The 20,786-nt window shown below is 63.9% G+C and carries 16 protein-coding genes and 1 tRNA gene; 7 read left to right on the top strand and 10 right to left on the bottom strand.

Annotated elements, in window-relative coordinates; translation table 11 throughout:
* Window positions 1–12: 12 nt before the first annotated feature.
* From ACZ1JW_RS00630 to ACZ1JW_RS00620, 3 genes are read right to left on the bottom strand one after another with little or no spacing between them, the layout of a single operon-like run.
* The gene (locus ACZ1JW_RS00630) at window positions 13–2,328 is read right to left on the bottom strand and encodes a xanthine dehydrogenase family protein molybdopterin-binding subunit (RefSeq protein WP_465141596.1); all 2,316 of its coding nucleotides are present in this window, start codon (window positions 2,326–2,328) and stop codon (window positions 13–15) included.
* The gene (locus tag ACZ1JW_RS00625) at window positions 2,325–2,846 is read right to left on the bottom strand and encodes a (2Fe-2S)-binding protein (protein ID WP_465141595.1); all 522 of its coding nucleotides are present in this window, start codon (window positions 2,844–2,846) and stop codon (window positions 2,325–2,327) included. Before ACZ1JW_RS00625 ends, ACZ1JW_RS00630 begins: the two co-directional genes overlap by 4 nt.
* A 19-nt stretch (window positions 2,847–2,865) precedes the next feature.
* Window positions 2,866–3,861, bottom strand: a complete 996-nt coding sequence (locus ACZ1JW_RS00620; RefSeq protein WP_465125333.1) for an aldo/keto reductase — start codon at window positions 3,859–3,861, stop codon at window positions 2,866–2,868.
* Between the two features lie 117 nt (window positions 3,862–3,978).
* Here ACZ1JW_RS00620 and ACZ1JW_RS00615 point away from each other — a divergent pair, with 117 nt between their 5' ends.
* The gene (locus ACZ1JW_RS00615; protein WP_465141594.1) at window positions 3,979–4,881 is read left to right on the top strand and encodes a LysR family transcriptional regulator; all 903 of its coding nucleotides are present in this window, start codon (window positions 3,979–3,981) and stop codon (window positions 4,879–4,881) included.
* On the opposite strand, the gene ACZ1JW_RS00610 is transcribed toward ACZ1JW_RS00615, so the two are convergent.
* Both ACZ1JW_RS00610 and hppD read right to left on the bottom strand, forming a co-directional pair.
* Window positions 4,878–5,420: a VOC family protein gene (locus tag ACZ1JW_RS00610; protein ID WP_465141593.1), complete on the bottom strand. Its 543-nt coding sequence runs from the start codon at window positions 5,418–5,420 to the stop codon at window positions 4,878–4,880. The genes ACZ1JW_RS00615 and ACZ1JW_RS00610 overlap by 4 nt on opposite strands.
* Window positions 5,417–6,523 (bottom strand): 4-hydroxyphenylpyruvate dioxygenase, encoded by a 1,107-nt coding sequence (gene hppD / locus ACZ1JW_RS00605; RefSeq protein WP_465141592.1) that lies wholly within the window; start codon window positions 6,521–6,523, stop codon window positions 5,417–5,419. The genes ACZ1JW_RS00610 and hppD overlap by 4 nt, the downstream gene beginning before the upstream one ends.
* A gap of 102 nt (window positions 6,524–6,625) precedes the next feature.
* Here hppD and ACZ1JW_RS00600 point away from each other — a divergent pair, with 102 nt between their 5' ends.
* Entirely contained in the window at window positions 6,626–6,958 is a 333-nt protein-coding gene (locus tag ACZ1JW_RS00600) for a hypothetical protein (RefSeq protein WP_465141591.1), read from the top strand.
* Between the two features lie 9 nt (window positions 6,959–6,967).
* Here ACZ1JW_RS00600 and ACZ1JW_RS00595 read toward each other — a convergent pair.
* From ACZ1JW_RS00595 to ACZ1JW_RS00585, 3 genes are all read right to left on the bottom strand, one after another.
* Window positions 6,968–7,043 (bottom strand) — tRNA-Thr (locus tag ACZ1JW_RS00595).
* Window positions 7,044–7,072: 29 nt separating this feature from the next.
* Window positions 7,073–7,945, bottom strand: coding sequence for a hypothetical protein (locus ACZ1JW_RS00590; protein WP_465141590.1), 873 nt, complete (start codon window positions 7,943–7,945; stop codon window positions 7,073–7,075).
* Window positions 7,942–9,264 carry a replication-associated recombination protein A gene (locus tag ACZ1JW_RS00585; RefSeq protein WP_465141589.1) on the bottom strand — a complete coding sequence of 441 codons (1,323 nt, stop codon included), beginning with the start codon at window positions 9,262–9,264 and terminating at the stop codon, window positions 7,942–7,944. Before ACZ1JW_RS00585 ends, ACZ1JW_RS00590 begins: the two co-directional genes overlap by 4 nt.
* A 98-nt stretch (window positions 9,265–9,362) precedes the next feature.
* On the opposite strand from ACZ1JW_RS00585, the gene ACZ1JW_RS00580 reads away from it, so the two are divergent.
* A complete protein-coding gene (locus tag ACZ1JW_RS00580) occupies window positions 9,363–9,995 on the top strand; it encodes a PadR family transcriptional regulator (protein ID WP_465141588.1) in 633 nt (210 codons plus the stop codon).
* 101 nt (window positions 9,996–10,096) lie between these two features.
* Window positions 10,097–10,543, top strand: coding sequence for a hypothetical protein (locus tag ACZ1JW_RS00575; protein WP_465125341.1), 447 nt, complete (start codon window positions 10,097–10,099; stop codon window positions 10,541–10,543).
* Window positions 10,544–10,815: 272 nt separating this feature from the next.
* Here ACZ1JW_RS00575 and ACZ1JW_RS00570 read toward each other — a convergent pair whose 3' ends face one another.
* Window positions 10,816–12,003: a glycosyltransferase family 4 protein gene (locus tag ACZ1JW_RS00570; protein WP_465141587.1), complete on the bottom strand. Its 1,188-nt coding sequence runs from the start codon at window positions 12,001–12,003 to the stop codon at window positions 10,816–10,818.
* 172 nt (window positions 12,004–12,175) lie between these two features.
* On the opposite strand from ACZ1JW_RS00570, the gene ACZ1JW_RS00565 reads away from it, so the two are divergent.
* Window positions 12,176–12,811 carry a hemerythrin domain-containing protein gene (locus tag ACZ1JW_RS00565; protein ID WP_465141586.1) on the top strand — a complete coding sequence of 212 codons (636 nt, stop codon included), beginning with the start codon at window positions 12,176–12,178 and terminating at the stop codon, window positions 12,809–12,811.
* Window positions 12,812–13,681: 870 nt separating this feature from the next.
* Window positions 13,682–15,349 (top strand): glycoside hydrolase family 13 protein, encoded by a 1,668-nt coding sequence (locus ACZ1JW_RS00560; protein ID WP_465141585.1) that lies wholly within the window; start codon window positions 13,682–13,684, stop codon window positions 15,347–15,349.
* Window positions 15,350–15,764: 415 nt separating this feature from the next.
* Here the strand turns inward: ACZ1JW_RS00560 and typA are convergent, their stop codons facing one another.
* Window positions 15,765–17,588 carry a translational GTPase TypA gene (typA, locus tag ACZ1JW_RS00555; RefSeq protein ID WP_465125351.1) on the bottom strand — a complete coding sequence of 608 codons (1,824 nt, stop codon included), beginning with the start codon at window positions 17,586–17,588 and terminating at the stop codon, window positions 15,765–15,767.
* A gap of 367 nt (window positions 17,589–17,955) precedes the next feature.
* Here typA and ACZ1JW_RS00550 point away from each other — a divergent pair, with 367 nt between their 5' ends.
* Entirely contained in the window at window positions 17,956–20,628 is a 2,673-nt protein-coding gene (locus tag ACZ1JW_RS00550) for a TonB-dependent receptor (RefSeq protein WP_465141584.1), read from the top strand.
* Window positions 20,629–20,786 lie beyond the last annotated feature (158 nt).

The raw sequence follows: 20,786 nt of genomic DNA, 5'->3' as shown, positions 1-20,786 counted from the left end.
CGCCGGATCATATCAGGCGAGCGCGGCCTTCACGTACTCAGGGCGCAGCGGAATGCGGCGTACCGGCTTTCCGGTGGCATCGAGCACGGCACCAGCGATGGCAGGCGCGGCGAGCGCATTGGCGCTTTCCGAGCCCTGGCCATAGTTGCCGGCGGCAAGGTTGGTTTCGAACACGATCTTGAGTTGCGGCATCTCTGCCATCGTCAGGATCGGGTAGGTCGCCCAGTCCACCGAGGTGATCGCGCCCTGATCGAACGCGACTTCCTCATGCAGCGCCTGACTGACGCCCATCAGGCACCCGGCCTGAATCTGGCGGCGCAGTTGCAGGGGATTGATCACGATCCCGACGTCGGCGACCATCGTCATCCGCTCGACCTTCACTTCGCCGGTCTCCGGCGTCACCGCGACGTGTGCGGCGCAGGCCCAGTAGCCGTTGTCGCGCAGCATGATCGAAAGACCGCGGCCCTTCACCGTGCCCTTGCCGCTGGCGCGCGCGCCGGGGGCGGGGGAGGGACGATTGTCCCAGCCGCTCTCGATGCGCAGCTTTTCGAGGATTGCCTTAAATCGCGGATCGGTGACGTGGTCGAGCCGGAACTGCAGCGCGTCCTTGCCTGCAAGCATGGCGGCTTCGCTGATCGCTAGTTCGCGAGGAAAGTTCTGCTGGAACTGGATCGGCGTGCGCATCGAATGGTCACGCAGGCCGACGGCGAGGGGGGACTCCTTCTCGCCGATCTGCCAGGTGCTGAGGCCCTTTTCTCGCACGGCGGGCACCGAGCCATAGACCCACGTGTCCTGCACGTCAGTGATGCCGACCTGAAACGGATCGTTGCTTGCAGGCGCGGGGGAATCGATCACCGGCAGTCCCGCGAGAATCGCGCCGACCAGACGGTCGTCCTGCATCGGCGGGACGTGGTGCTGCGCGCTGTAGCCCGCAATGCGGCCGTCCTTGTCCAGACGGATGTCGATGTCTGCCAGCGCGCAGGAGGACTGCGTCGTCCACTGCATGTCGTCGGCGCGCATCCATTGCACGCGCACCGGACGGCCCAGTTCGCGTGAGAGCAATACAGCCTCGTCCTCGGACCCGGCGCTGCCGCCGTTCGAGCGGCCATAGTGGCCCGAACCGGGGTAGGTGCGCACGACGACCTTGTCCTCGCCCGTTCCGAGCATCTTGGCGATCATGTGGCGCAAGTGCTGCGGGTTCTGGCTGAGGGTGTGCAGCGTCACCGAACCGTCCGGGCGGTAGTCGGCCAGCGTCACCATCGGGCTGATCGGCGCGTGCTTGTGATAGGGCAGGAAGTACGAGGCCTTGTGCTCGCGCGCGGTGGCGGCCTTATCCGGCTCGCCCTTGTTGGCGGCACCGTCCCTGACCGGGAAGGCAGACCAGTCGGCCTTGGTGCGCAAGTGCTCGGCGAGGCCTTCGTGGCCGGGCAGGCCCTTCCATTCGCTCCACTGCGTTTCGGCAGCGACCGCTTGTGCTGCCTGAACGGCTTCCCATTCATCTGGTGAGACGACCGCGAGCAGGTTGCCGATCGTGACCAGTCGCGCACCTGGGAACTGCGCACTGTCGAGCTTGCCCGCCTTGACCAGCTTCGAGCCGAGGGTTGCCGGGTGGATCGTGCGGGCATGGAGCATGCCGGGCAGGGTCACGTCTCCGACCCATACCGCTTCGCCCGATACCTTGGGCCGGGTCATCGGGTTGGCCGAGGGCTTGCCGATGATGGTGTATTCCGACACCGGCTTCATCGGCGGATCGCCCTTGACCATCAGGCCCATCGGGCTGGTCAACGCGCCTTCGACCGGGATCGTAAGCTTCAAATCCTGACCCTTGACCAGCTGCGCATAGCTGATCGACTTGCCGCCGCCCGAGATCACGCCGTCCTTGACCGAGAGCGCCTTGCGATCGACGCCGAGCTTGCCTGCCGCCACTTCAAGCGCAGCTTCGCGCATGTAGGCCGCTACCTTGCGCAGGTTCTGGACGTAGCCCAGCAGCCAGAAGGTGCCGCCACCATCGGGCGTGCGGTCGGTGTCGCCGGTGATGACCGTGGTCATCGCCGAAAGCGGGACGCAGAGTTCCTCTGCCACGATCTGGCGATAGGCGGTGTTGACGCTGCTCTGGCCGAAATCGCATTTGCCGGTGCGGATCGTCACCGCCCCTGCCGCGTCGATTTCGATCCAGTTGGCGGGAATGGCTGCATCGAGCGAGGCTTTCGCCCCTGCCTCGGCCGAAGCCTTGACCGGCAGGCTCACGGCAACCGCGAGAGCGCCGCCAGTGCCGATGAAGGCGCGGCGCGAGAGCCTTGCGCCGTGGATGTCGACAGCCGCGCTCATGCCGCGCCCCCTTCGGCCATAAGCTTCGCGGCGCGGTGTGCGCCTTCGAGGATCGCGGCGTAGCTGCCGCAGCGGCACAAGTGGGGTGAGGGGCCGGAAGTGGTGAGCGCCTCGGTGATCTGCGCATCGCTGGGCTTGGGGTTGGCCTCGAGCAGTTCGGTCACCTTGATCATCATGCCGAACTGGCAGATCCCGCATTGCGGCACCTGCTCATCAACCCAGGCCTGCTGGACCGGGTGCAGCCGCTGCGGATCGGGCTTCAGACCCTTCTTCTGCTCCCAGCGCGCGGGCAGGCCATCGACGGTGGTGACAGGCTTGCCTTCAAGCGCGGCAATCGGAGTGACGCACGAGCGCACTTCCTCGTCGCCCAGCAGGACCGAGCAGGCCCCGCACTGGGCAAGGCCACAACCGAACTTGACGCCCTTCACGCCAAGTTCGTTGCGCAGCACATAGAGCAGCGGCGTATCGGGCGAAGCCTTCACTTCGCGCTCCTGCCCGTTGACCACGATCTTTGTCATGCCCCTGAAATCCTTCCGCTCAAAGCCCCGTGGCAGCTTCAGCTTGCGGCGTGTAACGCGCGCCTTCAACTGTGACCGTTGCCAGCAAGGCTTCGATATCCGCAATGTCCTGCGGCGTCAGCACAATATCTGCCGCGCCAAGGTTTTCTTCCAGCCGGTGCAACTTGGTGGTGCCCGGTATCGGCACGATGAACGGGGCCTTGGCGAGCAACCACGCCAGTGCAATCTGCGCGGGCGTCGCATCATGCTGAGCGGCGATGGTCTTCACCACGTCGAGCAATTTGAGGTTATGGGCAATGGCATCGGCCTGAAAGCGGGGAAGCGTGCCGCGAAAATCGCCCTGCGAGACGTGTTCCGCGCTGGTGATTCCGCCTGCGAGGAAGCCCTTGCCGAGCGGCGAATAGGGCACGAGGCCGATGCCGAGTTCGGTGCAGGCTTCAAGAATGCCGTTGGTTTCAACCTGCCGCGTCCACAGCGAGTATTCGTTCTGCAGCATGCTGACCGGCTGTACCGCATGGGCGCGGCGCAGGGTGGCGGCACCCGGTTCGGACATGCCGAAGTGGCGAACCTTCCCCTCGGCAATGAGGTCACGCACCGTGCCTGCGACGTCTTCGATGGGAACCTTGGGATCGACGCGGTGCTGGTAGAACACGTCGAGCACATCGACGCGCAGTCGCCTGAGCGAGGCTTCGCAGACGCGGCGTATCTGTTCGGGGCGGCTGCAGGGCCCGCGCATTGCGCCAGTATCCGGATCGATGTCGAAGCCGAACTTGGTGGCGATGACGACCTTGCCCTTGAACGGTTCGAGTGCTTCGCCGACCATCGCTTCATTGGTCCACGGGCCATAGACTTCGGCAGTATCGAAAAAGGTAACACCACGTTCAACGGCTGCACGGATCAGCGCAATGCCATCCTGGGGCGAGAGCTTTGCGGCGTAACCGAAGTCCAGCCCCATGCAGCCATAGCCGATGGCGGAAACGGAAAGGCCGGACTGGCCAAGTGGGCGTTGCTTCATGGGTGGTCCTTGCTGGCTGCGGCGGCTGGGCCGCCATGGCTGAATGCCGCAATACCCTTGTTTGGCTCATACGATTAGACGTATATTGCTGCATGAATTTATATCGGAAGAAAATAAATGATGCGCGACGAACTCGGTGATCTGGCGGTGTTCGTTGCCGTGGCCGAAGAGCGCAGCTTCACCCGCGCTGCCGCCCGGCTGTCCACGTCGCAATCGGCGGTGAGCAATGCGATGCGCAGGCTGGAAGACCATCTCGGCCTGCGCCTGCCCGCGCGAACCACCCGCAGCGTCAGTCCGACCGAGGCGGGGGACGCGCTGCTCGCCACGCTGCGCCCGGCGCTGGGTGACATTCGCGCATCACTCGATGCTCTGGCGCATTTCCGGGGGACACCTGCGGGGCTCGTGCGGATTACCACCAGCCGCCATGCGGCCGAGACAGTGCTTTGGCCTGCGGTGGACGCAGTGCTGGCCCGCTATCCCGAGATCGAGGTGGAGCTATGCGTTGACGGCGCGCTGACAAACATTGTGGCCGACCGGTTCGATGCTGGCGTCCGGCTTGGCGAAAGCGTGGAGAAGGACATGATCGCGGTGCGGATCGGTCCGGACCTGCGGCTGGCGGTTGTCGGCTCGCCTGCCTATCTCGGCCGGACCGGCGTACCGCAATCCCCCCGCGAGTTGCCCGATCATCGCTGCATCAACTTGCGCATGGCGACGCGAGGCAATCTCTACGCGTGGGAGTTCGAGCGCGGGGATCAGACGCTCAACGTGCGCGTGGAAGGGCCGCTTGTTGTCAACGATAGCGCGATGGCGGTGAGTGCAGCACTCGCCGGGCATGGCCTTGCCTGCGTGATCGAGGACGACGCGCTGAAGGGGCATGTTGCGGCTGGGCGGCTGGTCCGGGTGCTGGAGGACTGGTGCCCGCCATTTGCCGGGCACCACCTCTATTATCCGAGCCGCCGCAATCTCTCTCCTGCGTTTCGCGTGGTCCTTGACGAACTGCGGGCAAGAGCGCGGGGCTAGACTTTCTCCGGGTCCTTGTGCAGCCAGTCGGCATGGCGCGGGGCGCGCTTGGTCTGGCTCCATTCCTCGAGCATGACAGGGGCGAGTTCGGCCAGTTCAGCGTGCTGCTCCGCCGTGCCGATGTTGCAGGCCAGTTCGAGGCGATGGCCGTTGGGATCGAAGAAGTAAATCGAGCGGAAGATGCCGTGGTAGGTGGGGCCGAGCACGTCGATGCCCTGCGCTTCAAGGTGCGCCTTGGCGGACTGCAGAGCCGCCTCGTCTTCCACCTCGAAGGCGATGTGCTGCACCCACGCGGGCGTGTTCGGGTCCTTGCCCATTTCCGGCTGGTTCGGCAGTTCGAAGAAGGCCAGCACGTTGCCCCCGCCGCAGTCGAGGAAGACATGCATGTAGGGATCGTCCTCGCCGGTGGAGGGCACCTTGTCTTCGGCAAAGGCGGTGGTGTAGCGCATGCCCATCACGCGCTCGTACCAGTCGACCGTCTCCTTCGCGTCGCGACAGCGGTAGGCGACGTGGTGGATGCGCTTGATCTCGGGGATCATTCCGCAGTCTCCTCGACTTTCAGGACGCCGCGCCGCATCTGGTCGCGCTCCATCGACTGGAACAAGGCGGTGAAATTGCCCTCGCCGAAGCCTTCGTCCTTCTTGCGCTGGATGAACTCGAAGAACACCGGACCGATCTGGGTTTCGGAGAAGATCTGAAGCAGCAGGCGCGGATCGCCCTTTTCGGTCGAGCCATCGAGCAGGATGCCGCGCTTCTGCAGCTCATCCACCGGCTCGCCATGGCCGGGCAGGCGTTCGTCGAGCATCTCGTAATAAGTGGCAGGCGGCGGGGACATGAACGGGGTGCCGATGGCCTTGAGCTTGTCCCACCCGCCGATCAGGTCATCGCAGGCAAAGGCGATGTGCTGGATGCCCTCGCCGTTGTAGGCGCGCAGGAACTCCTCGATCTGGCCGCCACCCGCCTTTGCTTCTTCATTGAGCGGAATGCGGATCTTGCCATCGGGCGCGGTCATCGCGCGGCTGGTGAGGCCGGTATATTCGCCCTTGATGTCGAAGTAGCGGATCTCGCGGAAGCCGAACACGCGCTCGTAGAATGCCGCCCAGTGCGCCATGCGCCCGCCATAGACGTTGTGCGTCAGGTGATCGATGGTGTGGAAGCCCGCGCCGACCGGGTGGCGATCGACGCCGGGCAGGTACTCGAAGTCGATGTCGTAGATCGACAGTTCATCGCCGTAGCGGTCGATCAGGTAGATGATCGAGCCGCCTATGCCGCGAATGGCGGGCAGGCGCAGTTCCATCGGCCCGGTGCTGACTTCGACCGGTTCGGCCCCGCGTTCGATCGCGGTGGCATAGGCCCTTGCCGCATTGCGCACGCGCCAGCCCATGCCGCAGGCCGAGGGGCCGTGTTCGGCGGCGAAGTAGGCTGCGGGGCTGCGCGGCTCGTAATTCGCGATCAGGTTGATTCCGCCTTGCCGCCAAAGTTGCACCGCCTTCGACCGATGGTTGGCGATGTGGGTGAAGCCCATGCGCTGGAATACGGGTTCGAGCGTGCCGGCCTCGGGCGCTGAAAATTCGATGAACTCGAACCCGTCGAGCCCAAGGGGGTTTTCGAACAGGTCCGTGGTGTGCTGGGGGTGGCTCAAGGCTATCTCCGGTAAATCCGCATTGCAGGCGATCCTGCGAAACTGGTTTCATTTTATACCAGATTCGGGCCGGGATGTCGCGCAGAATCTGCGCAGGACCAAATGCAAGCGACTCAGCGGGTCATCGGACCGCGCAGGGAGCGACATTCGCAGGCTCAGGAAACTTTCGGCATTTCAGTATTCTATGATATCGAAGAGGGTATGGCAGACAGCGGCCCGTCATTCCCCAGCGAAAAACGCCTGCGTGAGATCGCGGCGCATTTGCGTGACGCCTTCTGCATCGTCGAGGATCATGACATGGCCTTGACCGACCTGACCCTCGCGCTGGATTCGCCTGAACTCACAGCGATCATGCTTGAGATCCGTGCCTTGCGCGAAGAGGAGCTGCGGCGTCTGGAACGCGCGCTCTCGCTCATCGCGGCGAATGATCGGTAGGCTGGGACATGGTGCCGGCTACAGGATTCGAACCCGTGGCCCCCTGATTACAAATCAGGTGCTCTACCAACTGAGCTAAGCCGGCCCGCGCGTGACGCGAGACGCGCCTTAGCGCTAGACAGCCCCGAACGTCCAGCCCTCGGTGCGGGCAATTTCGTCGGAAAGTTCGCGCGGGTGCCACAGTTGCGGATCGTGCGCGGCGTTGCGCAGCCAGGCGGCAGTGACGAGCGCGTCGCAGGTGTGATCGTCGAGCGGTCCCGAGAGGCCCGAGGGTGCCGAACCCAGCGCGACCAATGCCTCGTCCACTTCCGTGGCGGAGCGCATCTTCGAGCGTGACGCGGTTCGCCCGGCGGCCATGGCGGCGATGGTGGTGTAGATCTCGCAGATCACCGCGCCTCGGTCGGGCAAGCCATCGACGGGCCAGACGCTGGCGCGGTCCCCGAGACGGTGCAGCAGGCGCATGCCCGAGAGGCTGGACTTGCCGACTTGCGCCGCGCCGACGAGGTTGAAGTTGGAGTAGGGCTTGCACCCCATCCGGCGCTGCGCGGCTTCGGTGACGCGGAACCTTCCCTGACCGCCCCCGAAGTGCTTGCCTTCGCGCCCGCCGTGGCGGCGGAAGTAGCTGTTGAGATCGGGGTGGTCGACCAGAGCGGAGACGCCGAGGTGGGGCTCATGCGCGCAAATGCTGTCGATCAGCGCCCACAGTTCGCGCGCGGTTGCGGGGCTTTGCGGCCAGCCGGGGAAGAAGCCGCCCTTGTCTGCGAAAGGCAGCGAGATGCCGAGGTCCATGCCTACCAGCGTGTCGTCCGGCAATTCGTCGCGCAGGTAGGCGAGGACTTCCTCGCGCGACCAGCGGTGGCCGGGGCGGATGATTTGCGGCGCTGCCTTGCCCCGTTTGGCAAAGGCCAGCGCGATGCCCTTGTGCCGCTCGCCAGCAGCGCCGGACCAGTCGATGGCGATGAAGTGGCCGAAGCGGGTGGGCGTCATTCCCCCTGGCGCTCTCGGCGTTTGCGGTCCCACCATTCGAGCCGCTTGGCCACCTCACGCTCGAAGCCGCGTTCGACGGGGGCGTAGTAGGTTTGCGGGGCCATGCCTTCGGGCCAGTAGTTCGCGCCGGAAAAGCCGTCCTCGGCATCGTGGTCGTAGGCGTATCCCGCGCCGTAACCGATGTCCTTCATCAGCTTGGTCGGCGCGTTGAGGATGTTGGCAGGCGGCATCAGCGAGCCGGTATCGCGGGCCGATTTCCACGCTGCCTTGTGCGCCATGTAGGCCGCGTTCGATTTGGGCGCGGTGGCGATGTAGAGCAGGGCCTGGACGATCGCGAGTTCACCTTCGGGGCTGCCGAGAAACTCGTAGGCGTCCTTGGCAGCAAGGCACTGCACGAGCGCCTGCGGATCGGCCATGCCGATGTCCTCCACCGCCATGCGCACCAGTCGCCGCAGCACGTAGAGCGGCTCTTCGCCCGCCACCAGCATCCGTGCCATGTAATAGAGCGCGGCTTGCGGATCTGACCCGCGCACCGCCTTGTGCAGCGCGGAGATGAGGTTGTAGTGCCCCTCGCGGTCCTTGTCGTAGACCGCCACGCGCCGCATCAGGAACTTGCCGAGGCCTTCGGGATCGAGCGGAGCAGGCAGCGATACGTCGAACAGCATTTCGGCCTGGTTGAGCAGGAAGCGCCCATCGCCATCGGCGGAGGCGACCAGCGCCTCGCGCGCGGGTGGGGTGAGGGGGAGGCGCAGGCCGGTGATGTCCTCGGCGCGATCTAGCAGGGTGCCCAATGCGGCGGCATCGAGACGGTGCAGGATCAGGACTTGCGCGCGCGACAGAAGCGCGGCGTTCAAGGCGAACGAGGGGTTTTCGGTCGTCGCGCCGACGAGCGTGACCGTGCCGTTCTCGACAAAGGGCAGGAAGCCGTCTTGCTGGGCACGATTGAAGCGGTGGATTTCGTCCACGAAGAGCAGCGTGCGCCGTCCGGCAGAGGCCATGGCATCGGCTTCGGCAAAGGCCTTCTTGAGATCGGCCACGCCCGAGAACACTGCGCTCAAGGCGACGTAGCGCATGCCAACGGCCTCGGCGAGGAGGCGGGCGATGCTGGTTTTGCCGGTGCCGGGTGGCCCCCACAGGATCATCGAGGTCAGCTTGCCCGCGGCAACCATGCGCCCGATCGCGCCATCGGGACCAGTGAGGTGGTCCTGCCCGATGATGTCCGACAGGTCGCACGGGCGCAACCGGTCAGCCAGCGGCGCTTCGGCGCTGGCTTCGGGCGGCGGGCGGTCCTGCGGCGGAGGGGCGAAAAAGTCGACCATTGCTGCCGAGATAGGGTGCTTGCGAAAAAAATGCACCCGCCTCTTGCCAGATCGTAATTAAGATATATCTTAGACGCATCATGAAAGGATATATGCACATGCATTTCGAACATAGCCGCCATCCGCGCGGCCGACATATGATGAAGATGATGGCCGGAAAATTGATGACTGGCCGCCTTGGCGCACCATTTGGCCGGGGCGGGCCGTTCGGTGAGGACGGGCCGTTCGGGAGTGGACGCGGTCGGGGTGGTGGCGGCGGTGGCCGTCGTGGCGGACGGATGTTCGCAGGGGGCGAGCTTCGCCTGCTGCTGCTTCACCTCGTCGCCGAACAGCCACGCCACGGCTATGACCTGATCCGGGCCGTGGGCGATCTGGCGGGCGGCGAATATGCCCCGAGCCCGGGCGTTGTCTATCCCACGCTCAGCCTGCTGGTGGACGAGGGCCTGATCGTCGAGGAAGCCGGAGACGGACCGCGCAAGGCCTTTGCCGTGACCGGTGCCGGCCGCGCCGAGCTGGCCGACAAGGACGCCGAGATCGAGGCGGTCGTTGCGAGGCTCAAGGCCCTTGGAGAGCAGCGTGACCGGGCCGAAAGCCCGCCGGTGCGCCGGGCAATGGGCAATCTCCACGCCGTGCTGCGCAACCGTGCGATGGCAAAGGGCTTCGATACCGAGACTGCCCACGCCGTGGCTGACATCCTCGACGAAGCAGCACGCCGGATCGAACGTCTTTGATGCTCATCGAATCCGCGCTTTCGCGGCGCTTTGATGAAGCGATGCTCCATGGTATCTTTGCCCCGGAACCCTTGCAGAGCGGTTCCGGGGGGAGACCCGTTATGGGGCAGAAAAGACGATCAGCGTCCGTCCAGACGCCAGCCCACCTTTGGGCCATCGGCGTGATCAGCCTGCTGTGGAACAGCTTTGGCTGCTTCGACTATCTGATGACCGCAATACGCGATCCGGCAACCATGGCGGCGATGTCCGCTCCGGCGCGCGCCTATGTCGAGGCGCTTCCGGGGTGGCTGATCGCGTTCTGGGCACTGGGCGTGTGGGGGTCGCTGGCAGGTTCGCTCCTGCTGCTTGCCCGCTCGCGCCATGCGGTGACTGCATTTGCGGTCTCGCTGCTGGGACTTGCAGTCAGCCAGGGGTACCAGATGCTGACCTCGCGACCTGCCGAGATGAGCAGCACCGCGATGGCGGTGTTCACGGTGGTAATCTGGGGGGCGCTGGGCTTCTTCCTGCTCTACGCAAGGCGCATGGCAGCAGCGGGAGTGCTGCGCTGAGGCTCTAGAGCCAGATGACATTAGGTTGCACCACCGTGACGGAGCCAAATTTGGCCCAGCGCGAGGAATGAGGAGGGAGCCATGCCGTCGCATCGTGACCGACGATTGACGCTGCGATGGGCCAAATTTGGCCCGCCGCTTGCGGTTGTGTCAGGAAGCCCCTCGGACAGCGTCGCGTTGCTTGGACGGGCAACCAGCCCGCCCTGCACAACGCTCCTTGCCGAGAAGCTTCCTGACACAATCCCGGCGGTGCAACCTAATGTCATCTGGCTCTAGCGTTTGCGCGCTTTCGCCTTCTGGCGCACCAGCCGCAGGTAGGTGTCCGCCACCGCCTGGTTTATCCGGTCCCACGAGAATTCGAGGCTGCGCTCCTCGCCAGCAGCGCCGTGCCGTGCGCGCAAGCTTGCGTCCTCGGCGTAGGCGCGCAGGGCTCCGGCGAACTGCGTTACCGCTCCGGGGGTGATCAGGCGGCCCGAGACATTGTCGTCGACAAGGCTCTGGCTCCCGGTCGCTGCCGCGGCCACCACCGGCACGCGGCAGGCCATGGCTTCCAATGTGACGTTGCCGAAAGTTTCGGTGACCGAAGGGTTGAACAGCACGTCCATGCTCGCCACCGCGCGGCCGAGATCGTGTCCGCCCTGAAAGCCTGCGAAGACCGCGTCGGGCAGGCGCGCGGCAAACCATTCGCGTGCCGGACCTTCGCCGACGACGAGCACGCGATGCTTCACGCCCTTGCGGATCAACTGGTCGATCGAGTCCGAGAAGACGTCGAGACCCTTTTCCATCACCAGCCGTCCGAGGAAGCCGATCACCACTTCGTCATCGGCAATGCCAAGTTCGCGCCGCCATTCGAGGCTGCGTGCGCCGGGATGGAAGATCTCGCGATCGACCCCGCGCGACCAGATATCGATGTCGTAGTTCATGCGCTGGTCGCGCAGGACCTGGGCCATCGATTCCGATGGCGCGACGAGCGCATCGCAGCGGCGGTAGAAGCGGCGCATCAGGGCTTCGACGGCGGGTTCGGCCCAGGCCATGTTGTAATAGCGGAAGTAGGTCTCGAACCGGGTGTGGACCGAGGCAAGGATCGGCAGCTTGCGATGCCGTGCCCACGACACGGCGCGATGGGCCACCACGTCGGGCGAGGAAACGTGCACCACGTGCGGATCGAACGCTGCCAGATCGCGGCGGACGCGGGGGCTGAGCGAAAGCGGGAAGCGGTATTCGGCCCGACCCGGAATGGCGAACGAGGGAATGCCGACGAGCGTGCCGGTGGCGGGGAACGCGGGGTTCTCGACCTTGGGCGCGTAGATGCGGACGTCCGCGCCTTGCCGTAGCAGGTAGCCGACGAGGCGGTTCAATGCCTGGTTCGCGCCATCGCGCACGTAGTTGTAGTTGCCGCTGAACAGCGCCACGCGAAGGTTCGACAGGTCGGTCGGGAAGGGGGAGTTTGCCTCGCTCATCGCCTGCGCCATAGACCGGGCGAACATGAATGGCGAGTGACAGCGGCCAAAGCTTGCGACTTTTGCGCAGCCTGCGTCAGACAGCGCACGCCCTGTCGCGGTGGGCAACTAGCTCCGGAACTGCCACCCCTGCCACCCGCTCAGCGAGTGAGCTTCAGCAGGAGTTGAGCAAATGTCGTTTCTGGACAAGATCGTAGCTGCCATCACGCCGCCCGAAAGTGAAGACGACCGCCGCCAGGCACGCGCCCATGCGCAGGGTCTGGCCCGGCCCGGAGACTGGCTGTCGCATGCACTCGAACATCATCGGCGGATCGAGGCCTGTTTCGAGCTGGCACTGGGCGCCAATTCGGTGGCCGAGCGCCGCGCGGCGCTGCGCGACCTCTCGATGGTGCTGACCGCCCATGCCAATGCGGAAGAGGCGGTGCTCTATCCGGCGATGGCGAACTGCAGCAGCAAATCGAGCGCGGGTATGTCCTATGAAGAGCACGCGATGACCCGCATCCAGATGGGTGCGCTCGAGACGCTCGATCCGATGGGCCAGGACTGGCGCGACAAGCTGGGCCATATCCGGGGCGCGGTGATGACTCATGTCTTCGAGGAGGAGGGCAGCCGCTTCCCCGAATTGCGCGAGGCGATCGACCCGCAGGAGGACCAGCGCCTGACCCGCCGGTTCCTCGACGAGTTCGACCGCTACATGGGCAAGGACGCGTTCGAGGCGCCCCGCCAGATGGCGGCAGAAATCCCGCCGGGACAGGTTGACCAGAGCAATCGCCAGCCGCCGAAGAACTGGGGCGCAGCGGACTACTGACGCTGACGTCCGGCGCGACGGCGCGGCCGGACAGTCCCCTTGTCCGGCGTGACAGGCGACGTGACAGGCGGCGTGACAGGCGGTGCGGAAGGCACTCGGCCGGAGGCATCGCCGCCGCCCGCTCGTGCGGGGCGCGCCCTTCAAAGGGATCGCGCATGGCCTCGCCCATGCCCTCAAAATCGATGGGGGGTTTACGGGGTTTACACTGTCCAAGGGAATAATTGGAATCGATCACTTGGGCGTGATTGATCGCTTTTTCCGATTTGCGTTCGGCGGGTTCCGCGCGGGTCTCGGCCTGCCGACCTTGCGCGCGCGGCGCATGCCCACCCCCGACCCCTCCCGCCTGCGGGAGGGGGGAAGGTCGGCGCTGCTCATGTGCGGGCGTGGTGGCGATGGGGGAGGCGGGGTGAGCGGGGGTGAGGTGCGTCATCCCCCGGAGGCTATGTCGGGCGGGGGTTTGTAGGAAAGTTGTTTTTGTATCTATTTTGTTCGTTCGCATAGAATGATGTCGGCAACGGTGAACGGATTGGGCGTTTGGTGCACCTTCACTGTAATCCAGTGTTTTGGGCCGTAGGGTTGGGCGAAGCAAAAAGTCGCGCTGTGGGACTTACCAGCCATTCCCACCGGACGCGTCGAGAGGCCGGTTCATTCCCAACGCCTGACACTCCGCTAACGGCCTGCTGGGCAATAACTGCCACCGTGACTGTCCAATACCGGAAGTTTCGGTTTCGGCTGATGGGCTTCTAACGATGACAGGTCGTGGCCCGCAGTCGAGAGCGCTCAACGCATAGCAATTCTGCCTTGCTAGCATCGACACAGTATGCAATCGATTGTGTCCGCGGGCAGGAAGCAGTTGGGAAAAGGGCGGCAATGACCATTGGTCCCGGTTCGTTTTGCGCGGATCATGATCACGATGATCCCGCTTGGTGGCAATCGGCGGTCGGCTACCAGATCTACCCGGCCAGCTTCGCCGACAGCAACGGCGACGGCATTGGCGATATTCCCGGAATCATCAGCAAACTCGATCATCTCGCTGACTTGGGTATCGGCTTCATTTGGCTGTCGCCGGTCTATGCTTCTCCGATGGTCGATAACGGCTACGACATCTCCGACTATCGGGCGATAAACCCGATTTTTGGCACGATGGCCGATATGGACCGCCTGATTGCCGAGGCGCGTGCGCGCAAGATTGGCATTGTCATGGATCTGGTGGTCAACCATACTTCGGACCAGCATCCGTGGTTCCGCGCTGCGCGAGCGGATCGGCATTCGCCATATCGGGACTACTACATCTGGCGCGACCAGCCACCGGTCAAAGGTTCGCCTGCCGATATCAAGGCGTCGTTCGGTGGCCCGGCATGGAGCAGGGATGCTGAGAGCGGCGACTGGTACTTTCACCTCTTTTCGCCGCAGCAACCAGATCTCAACTGGACCAACCCCGCCATGCGGGCCGAAGTCCACGCCATGATGAACTGGTGGCTCGACAAGGGTGTCGCCGGCTTCCGGATGGACGTGATCGATTTGATCGGCAAAAAGCCCGAGGCGGGGATCGTGGCCGATGGCCCGGAGCTCCATCGATACCTGCAGGAGATGCACGAAGCGACGCTCGCGCGGCGGAACGCAGTGACCGTCGGCGAAGCGTGGAGCGCCACTCCTGAAAACGCTCCGCTTTACAGCGCGCCTCAACGCCGCGAGGTTTCAATGGTGTTCCAGTTTGGCCATGTAACCCAGTTCTGGGACGACAAGCTGGGTAAGTGGAAACCAAAGCCTATCGACTGGCCCCAGCTGAAGGCGACGTTCGCCACATGGCAAGCCACGCTCCACGACAAAGGGTGGAACTCTCTGTTCTGGGGCAACCATGACCTGCCGCGTGCAGTCTCGCGCTACGGCGATGAGGGCGAGCATCGCGTCGCATCGGCAAAGGCACTGGCGACAATCCTGCACCTGATGGAGGGCACCCCCTACATCTATCAGGGCGAAGAAATCGGCATGACCAACGCAGGATTCAGCCGCATCGATCAATACCGGGATGTTGAAACGCTGAACTTCCACCGCATCCAGCTCACTGAAGGCGTGGACGAGGGGGCATTTCTGGCCGGTGCTCGTGCAAACAGCCGCGACAACGCGCGAACCCCAATGCAGTGGTCAGCCGAAAGCCACGCAGGGTTCACTAACGGCACCCCATGGATCTCCGTCAACGCGAACTATCCTGCGCTCAACGTGGAACAGGACCGCGCCGCTCAGGATGGCGTTTTCCAGCGCTATCGCTGCCTTATCGCGCTGCGGAAAGAACACGCGGTGATCCGCCACGGCGAATTCCGCTTGTTCCTGCCCGATCATCCAGCGCTAGTGGCCTATGAACGCAGCCGCGGCACTGAGACGTTGCTGGTGATTGCCAACATGTCGCGAGAGACCATCGAGCTGCCCCGGTCCGACATTCCTGCGGCGCAGGGGCCAGACATCATGACCGGCCGACAGGTTTCGACCTACCCAGGCGCCAGGTTGGAAGCATATGAGGCTTTTGCCATCTGGCTCTGAAGGCGGACAAGCGCATCCTGTCGAATACAGATTTTGCAAGGCTGAATCGGGCCACTGAACGACAGCATCGAACATACTCGGACGTTCCAATGACGAGAAGGCCATGTCCCATTCTGGTCGTGACCGGACGGTAACGATCTTGATAGATAACAGTTGGTTACCGGGAGGCCTACAGTTCTATTGGCTGGTTAGCAGCCGATTCCAAACTTCCGGGAGCGCGAGGGCTTTGGCCCTCGCATTTGTTTTGCCTTTTTATGTTTCGCGTTGTTGTGGGTGCCCCTCCACCATCCTGCGGATGGTCCCCCTCCCCGGGGCGGGGAGGAATTTTTGTGGCAGGCCCACCCCCGACCCCTCCCGCTTGCGGGAGGGGAGGTGAAAGAGAAAGGGCGGCCTGTTGGCCGCCCTTTCGTGTTTCTTATGCCGCTTCCTTTTTCCGCGAGGCCTTCTTGCGCTCGTTCGGATCGAGGATGGCCTTGCGCAGGCGGATGGACTTGGGGGTGACTTCGACCATTTCGTCGTCGTCGATGTAGGCGATGGCCTGTTCGAGCGTCATGATCTTGGGCGGGGTCAGGCGGATGGCGTCGTCCTTGCCGGTCGAACGGAAGTTCGTCAGCTGCTTGGACTTCATCGGGTTGACCTCGAGGTCTTCCGGCTTGGCGTTCTCGCCGATGATCATGCCTTCATAGAGCGGGGTGCCGACGCCGACGAAGAGGATGCCGCGCTCTTCGAGCGGCCCGAGGGCGTAGGCCACGGCCTCGCCATTGCCGTTGGAGATCAGCACGCCGTTCTTGCGGCCTTCGATACGGCCCTTGTGGGGACCGTACTTCTCGAACAGGCGGTTCATGATGCCGGTGCCGCGGGTATCCGAGAGGAATTCGCCGTGGTAGCCGATCAGGCCGCGCGACGGGGCCGAGAAGGTGATGCGGGTCTTGCCGCCGCCCGAAGGACGCATGTCGGTCATCTCGGCCTTGCGGATGGCCATCTTGTCAACCACGGTGCCCGAGTATTCGTCGTCCACGTCGATCACGACGGTTTCGTACGGCTCGGTGCGGTTGCCGTTCTCGTCTTCGCCGAACAGCACGCGCGGGCGGCTGATGCCGAGTTCGAAGCCTTCGCGGCGCATCGTCTCGATCAGAACGCCGAGCTGGAGTTCGCCGCGCCCGGCAACCTCGAAGCTGTCCTTGTCGGCCGATTCGGTGATGCGGATGGCGACGTTGGATTCGGCCTCGCGCTCAAGCCGGTCACGGATCATGCGGCTGGTGACCTTGGAGCCTTCGCGGCCGGCCATCGGCGAATCGTTGACGGCAAAGCGCATCGACAGTGTCGGCGGATCGATCGGCTGGGCCTGGAGCGGTTCGCTGACCGAAGGATCGGCGATGGTGTTGGCGACGGTGGCGATGGCGAGTCCGGCGATGGAGATGATGTCTCCGGCCTTGGCTTCATCGACCGGAACGCGTTCGAGCCCGCGGAAGGCCATGAGCTTGGAGGCGCGGCCGGTTTCGACGACCTTGCCATCGCGATCAAGCGCGTGGATCGGCGAGTTGACCTTGATCGTGCCCGACTGGACCTTGCCGGTAAGGATGCGGCCGAGGAAGTTGTCGCGGTCAAGCAGCGTCACGAGGAACTTGAACGGACCGTCGACGTCGGCGGCCGGGGGCGGCACGTGATCGACGATGGTCTGGAACAGCGGGGTGAGGTCACCCTCGCGCACGGTTTCGTCGTTGCCGGCATAGCCGTTGCGGCCCGAGGCGTAGAGCACGGGGAATTCGAGCTGTTCGTCGTTGGCATCGAGGCTGACGAAGAGGTCGAACACTTCGTCGAGCACTTCCTGCGGGCGGCCATCGGGACGGTCGATCTTGTTGACGACGACGATCGGCTTGAGGCCGAGGGCGAGCGCCTTGCCGGTGACGAACTTGGTCTGCGGCATCGCGCCTTCGGAGCTGTCGACCAGCAGGATCACGCCGTCGACCATCGAGAGGATGCGCTCGACCTCGCCGCCGAAGTCGGCGTGGCCGGGAGTGTCGACGATGTTGATGTGGGTGCCGTTCCACTCGACCGAGGTGCACTTGGCGAGAATGGTGATCCCGCGTTCCTTTTCGAGGTCGTTCGAATCCATCGCGCGCTCTTCGACGCGCTGATTGTCGCGGAAGGTGCCGGACTGGCGGAAGAGCTGGTCGACGAGAGTGGTCTTGCCGTGGTCGACGTGGGCGATGATCGCGATATTGCGCTGGGCGGACATGAAAACGGGCTTTCGGTTGGATACTTCGGAAGGACGGGACAAGCACTGACCCGCTCCGACTTCGGCGCGCGCTTACAGGGAATTGTGCGTTGCGGCAAGCACGCTTGGAAATAGGGGCTCGCGTTGCGGCAAGCACGATGGGAATCGGGCGCGCGCGTTGCGGCAAGCGGTTGCATGTGTGACCGGCTTGCAACAGCGCATGAAAATGCATGGGGGCCGCGAAGGATTTGGTCGAGTTGGAATTGTTCGGGGCATTTCCGCACCCTAGAACGAGGTCAGGGAACAGGATGACCTACCGGCCACGTGGCCATCGGCCGAGGCTGCCCTTGCAGGCAGGAACCCGGCCCAGAAAAGGAAAAGATCGCAGATGAAGTCCGTATTCGCCGGTCGTACCGGTCAGGCAGCGCTCCTTGCCGGGGCTTGCAGCCTCGCTCTTGCCTTCTCGGCTGCCGCCCAAGCGCAGGACGCCGCTGCGCCGGCAGAGGAAGAAGCCCAGCCTGCGCCGCCGGCTCCAGAGCAGATCGCCGAGGGCAACGAGATCATCGTCACCGCCTCCAAGCGCGAGCAGACACTGCAGGACGTGCCGATCGCGGTATCGGTGACCAGCGCCAAGACGCTGGAACAGGCGCAGATCCGCGACCTCAAGGATCTGACCAGCGTCGTTCCCTCGCTGCGCGTTACGCAGCTGCAGTCGAGCGCGAACACCAACTTCATCATCCGCGGCTTCGGCAACGGCGCCAACAACGCCGGGATCGAGCCTTCGGTCGGCGTGTTCATCGATGGCGTGTACCGTTCGCGCTCGGCCTCGCAGATCGGCGATTTCCCTGACGTGCAGCGCATCGAGGTGCTGCGCGGGCCGCAGTCGACGCTGTTCGGCAAGAACGCCAGCGTTGGCGTGATCTCGATCGTGACGGCGGCGCCCAAGTTCGACTTCGGCGGGAACGTCGAGGCGAGCTATGGCAACTATGATGCCGTCGTGCTCAAGGGCGTGGTCACAGGCCCCGTGACCGAAGGGCTGGCAGTGAGCGTGGCGGGCGGCCTCAACAAGCGTGACGGCTATAACAAGGACCTCGGCACCGGCAACACGACGAACGAGCGTGACCGCTGGTTCCTGCGCGGACAGGCGCTGTGGGAGCCCAATGCGCAGGCGCGCGTGCGGCTTATCGGCGACTATTCGAAGATCGACGAGATCTGCTGCGCGGTCGTCAACCTTCAGCCCTCGACGTCGACGCTCGCGGTGCGCGCGCTGGGCGGGAAGGTCAACGGACCGAACGAGATCTATTCGAACCGGGTCTATTCGAACTTCGATTCGACCAACGATATCGAGAACTGGGGCGCTTCGGGCCAGGTCGACTATGACTTCGGGCCGCTGACCTTCACCTCGATCACCGCCTATCGCCGTACCAACGCGCTGACCAACCAGGATTCCGACTTTTCGAGCGCCGACCTGATCGGGGTCAACGCGCAGGATCAGGCGATCAAGACCTTCACGCAGGAACTGCGCGTGGCCACCAACATGGACGGTCCGCTGAACTTCCTCGCCGGTGGTTACTACTTCAACGAGAACATCCGTCAGGTGAACCAGCTTGGCTGGGGTGACGATGCGCGCAATTATGCCAACTTCCTGATCCAGGGGCTTAGTGGCGGTGCACTTTCAGTGCCGACACTGGAAGCGACGTTCGGGGCGCTCGAAGGCAATCCGGCCAAGTATGCCGGACAGTTCTTTGCCTCGGGCCAGAAGCTGGACGAGCGCTATCGCCTGCGCAACGAGGCGTTCTCGTTCTTCGGGCAGGCCGACTTCAAGATCGGTGACCGCGTGACAGTGACGGGCGGGGTGAACTACACCAAGGACCGCAAGCGCTATGCCCTCGACATCAATTCGACCGACGTCTTCTCGGGCATTGACTTCGACAATCCGGCTTACGCTCCGTTCCGCCGCAACCTGCTGCTGGGTGGCGCGCTGAGCCGGGCCGGTGTCAACCCTAACGATCTTGCAGCCGTTGGCGCCTTTGCAACCAACCCGGCGACTGCAGCGACCTTTGCCGCGTTCAATGCCTTTGCCACGGCCAACCAGAACAATCCGGCGGCCAATCCCCTGGCTGGTCTTCGTCCGCTGCAGTATCTCCCGGCGGCTGTCCCCGTACCGAACGCGGTGGAGCCCGGTCGCACGAACGACGACAAGTTCACGTATATCGTTCGCGTTGCCTATGACCTGACCGACGACATCAACGTCTACGCGAGCTATGCGACGGGCTTCAAGGCAAGCTCGATCAACCTTTCGCGCGACAGCCGTCCTTTCGCCAGCGACCGGGAAGCGCTGATTGCCCGCGGTCTGACTGTGGTCAACCAGACCTACGGAACGCGTTTTGCGGGGCCGGAAAGCTCGACGGTCTATGAAATCGGCCTGAAGGCGGACTGGGGTCTGGTCACGGCGAATTTTGCTGCCTTCGACCAGCGCATCAACGGTTTCCAGTCGAACACTTTCACCGGATCGGGTTTCGTGCTGGCCAATGCCGGCAAGCAGTCGGTCCGCGGGTTGGAGTTCGAAGGCACGGTGAAGCCAGGGAAGGGCTGGCAGTTCAACGTTGCAATGACCTACCTTGATCCGAAGTACGACAGTTTCGTCCTTTCGGCAGTGGGCGATCTGTCGAAGACCCGGCCGGCTGGCATTCCGTCGATCTCGTCGACCTTTGCCGCTTCCTACGACCACGAGTTCGGCAGCGGACATCACCTGATCTTCCGTGGCGACTTCCATTATGAATCGCCGGTCCAGATCGTTGAGGGCCTGCCCGGCTTCCTTGACGCCGGAACGCAGGTTGCCGTCGCTGCGGCCCGTCCGTTCCGCCGTGAAGTGAACGAGGCCAATGCCTCGATCACCTGGGCCATGCCGAGCGGTTTCGAGCTGACGGCATGGGGTCGCAATCTGACCAACAACCGTTACCTGCTCTCGATTTTCGACACGCCGGCCCAGCCGGGCTCGATCTCGGGCTACACTAGCCAGCCGCGCACTTATGGCGTGACGGGGCGTTACCGATTCTGAGTTGTGTGGTTTGAAGGACAAGGGGAAGGGGGCCTGCACGGCCCCCTTTTTCGTTTCGGTATCAAACGTTGCTGTTACTGGGATTGGGGTAGTTTTTGGGCGATAGCGATTGGGCCCCGGCCTTCGCCGGGGCGACGGGAATTGTTGTTTGCGACTTT

Source organism: Novosphingobium sp. BL-A-28-Hi1-0D, assembly GCF_055521755.1.
Note: the sequence above shows the minus strand (reverse complement) of the source record. Positions and strands in the feature narration are given on the sequence as shown.

What these genes read in the sequence shown, in the direction of transcription:
- ACZ1JW_RS00630 (WP_465141596.1), bottom strand. Translation starts at nt 2,328, where the DNA reads ATGAGCGCGGCTGTCGACATCCACGGCGCAAGGCTCTCGCGCCGCGCC.
- ACZ1JW_RS00625 (WP_465141595.1), bottom strand. Translation starts at nt 2,846, where the DNA reads ATGACAAAGATCGTGGTCAACGGGCAGGAGCGCGAAGTGAAGGCTTCG.
- ACZ1JW_RS00620 (WP_465125333.1), bottom strand. Translation starts at nt 3,861, where the DNA reads ATGAAGCAACGCCCACTTGGCCAGTCCGGCCTTTCCGTTTCCGCCATC.
- ACZ1JW_RS00615 (WP_465141594.1), top strand. Translation starts at nt 3,979, where the DNA reads ATGATGCGCGACGAACTCGGTGATCTGGCGGTGTTCGTTGCCGTGGCC.
- ACZ1JW_RS00610 (WP_465141593.1), bottom strand. Translation starts at nt 5,420, where the DNA reads ATGATCCCCGAGATCAAGCGCATCCACCACGTCGCCTACCGCTGTCGC.
- ACZ1JW_RS00600 (WP_465141591.1), top strand. Translation starts at nt 6,626, where the DNA reads ATGCAAGCGACTCAGCGGGTCATCGGACCGCGCAGGGAGCGACATTCG.
- ACZ1JW_RS00590 (WP_465141590.1), bottom strand. Translation starts at nt 7,945, where the DNA reads ATGACGCCCACCCGCTTCGGCCACTTCATCGCCATCGACTGGTCCGGC.
- ACZ1JW_RS00585 (WP_465141589.1), bottom strand. Translation starts at nt 9,264, where the DNA reads ATGGTCGACTTTTTCGCCCCTCCGCCGCAGGACCGCCCGCCGCCCGAA.
- ACZ1JW_RS00580 (WP_465141588.1), top strand. Translation starts at nt 9,363, where the DNA reads ATGCATTTCGAACATAGCCGCCATCCGCGCGGCCGACATATGATGAAG.
- ACZ1JW_RS00575 (WP_465125341.1), top strand. Translation starts at nt 10,097, where the DNA reads ATGGGGCAGAAAAGACGATCAGCGTCCGTCCAGACGCCAGCCCACCTT.
- ACZ1JW_RS00570 (WP_465141587.1), bottom strand. Translation starts at nt 12,003, where the DNA reads ATGAGCGAGGCAAACTCCCCCTTCCCGACCGACCTGTCGAACCTTCGC.
- ACZ1JW_RS00565 (WP_465141586.1), top strand. Translation starts at nt 12,176, where the DNA reads ATGTCGTTTCTGGACAAGATCGTAGCTGCCATCACGCCGCCCGAAAGT.
- ACZ1JW_RS00560 (WP_465141585.1), top strand. Translation starts at nt 13,682, where the DNA reads ATGACCATTGGTCCCGGTTCGTTTTGCGCGGATCATGATCACGATGAT.
- typA (WP_465125351.1), bottom strand. Translation starts at nt 17,588, where the DNA reads ATGTCCGCCCAGCGCAATATCGCGATCATCGCCCACGTCGACCACGGC.
- ACZ1JW_RS00550 (WP_465141584.1), top strand. Translation starts at nt 17,956, where the DNA reads ATGAAGTCCGTATTCGCCGGTCGTACCGGTCAGGCAGCGCTCCTTGCC.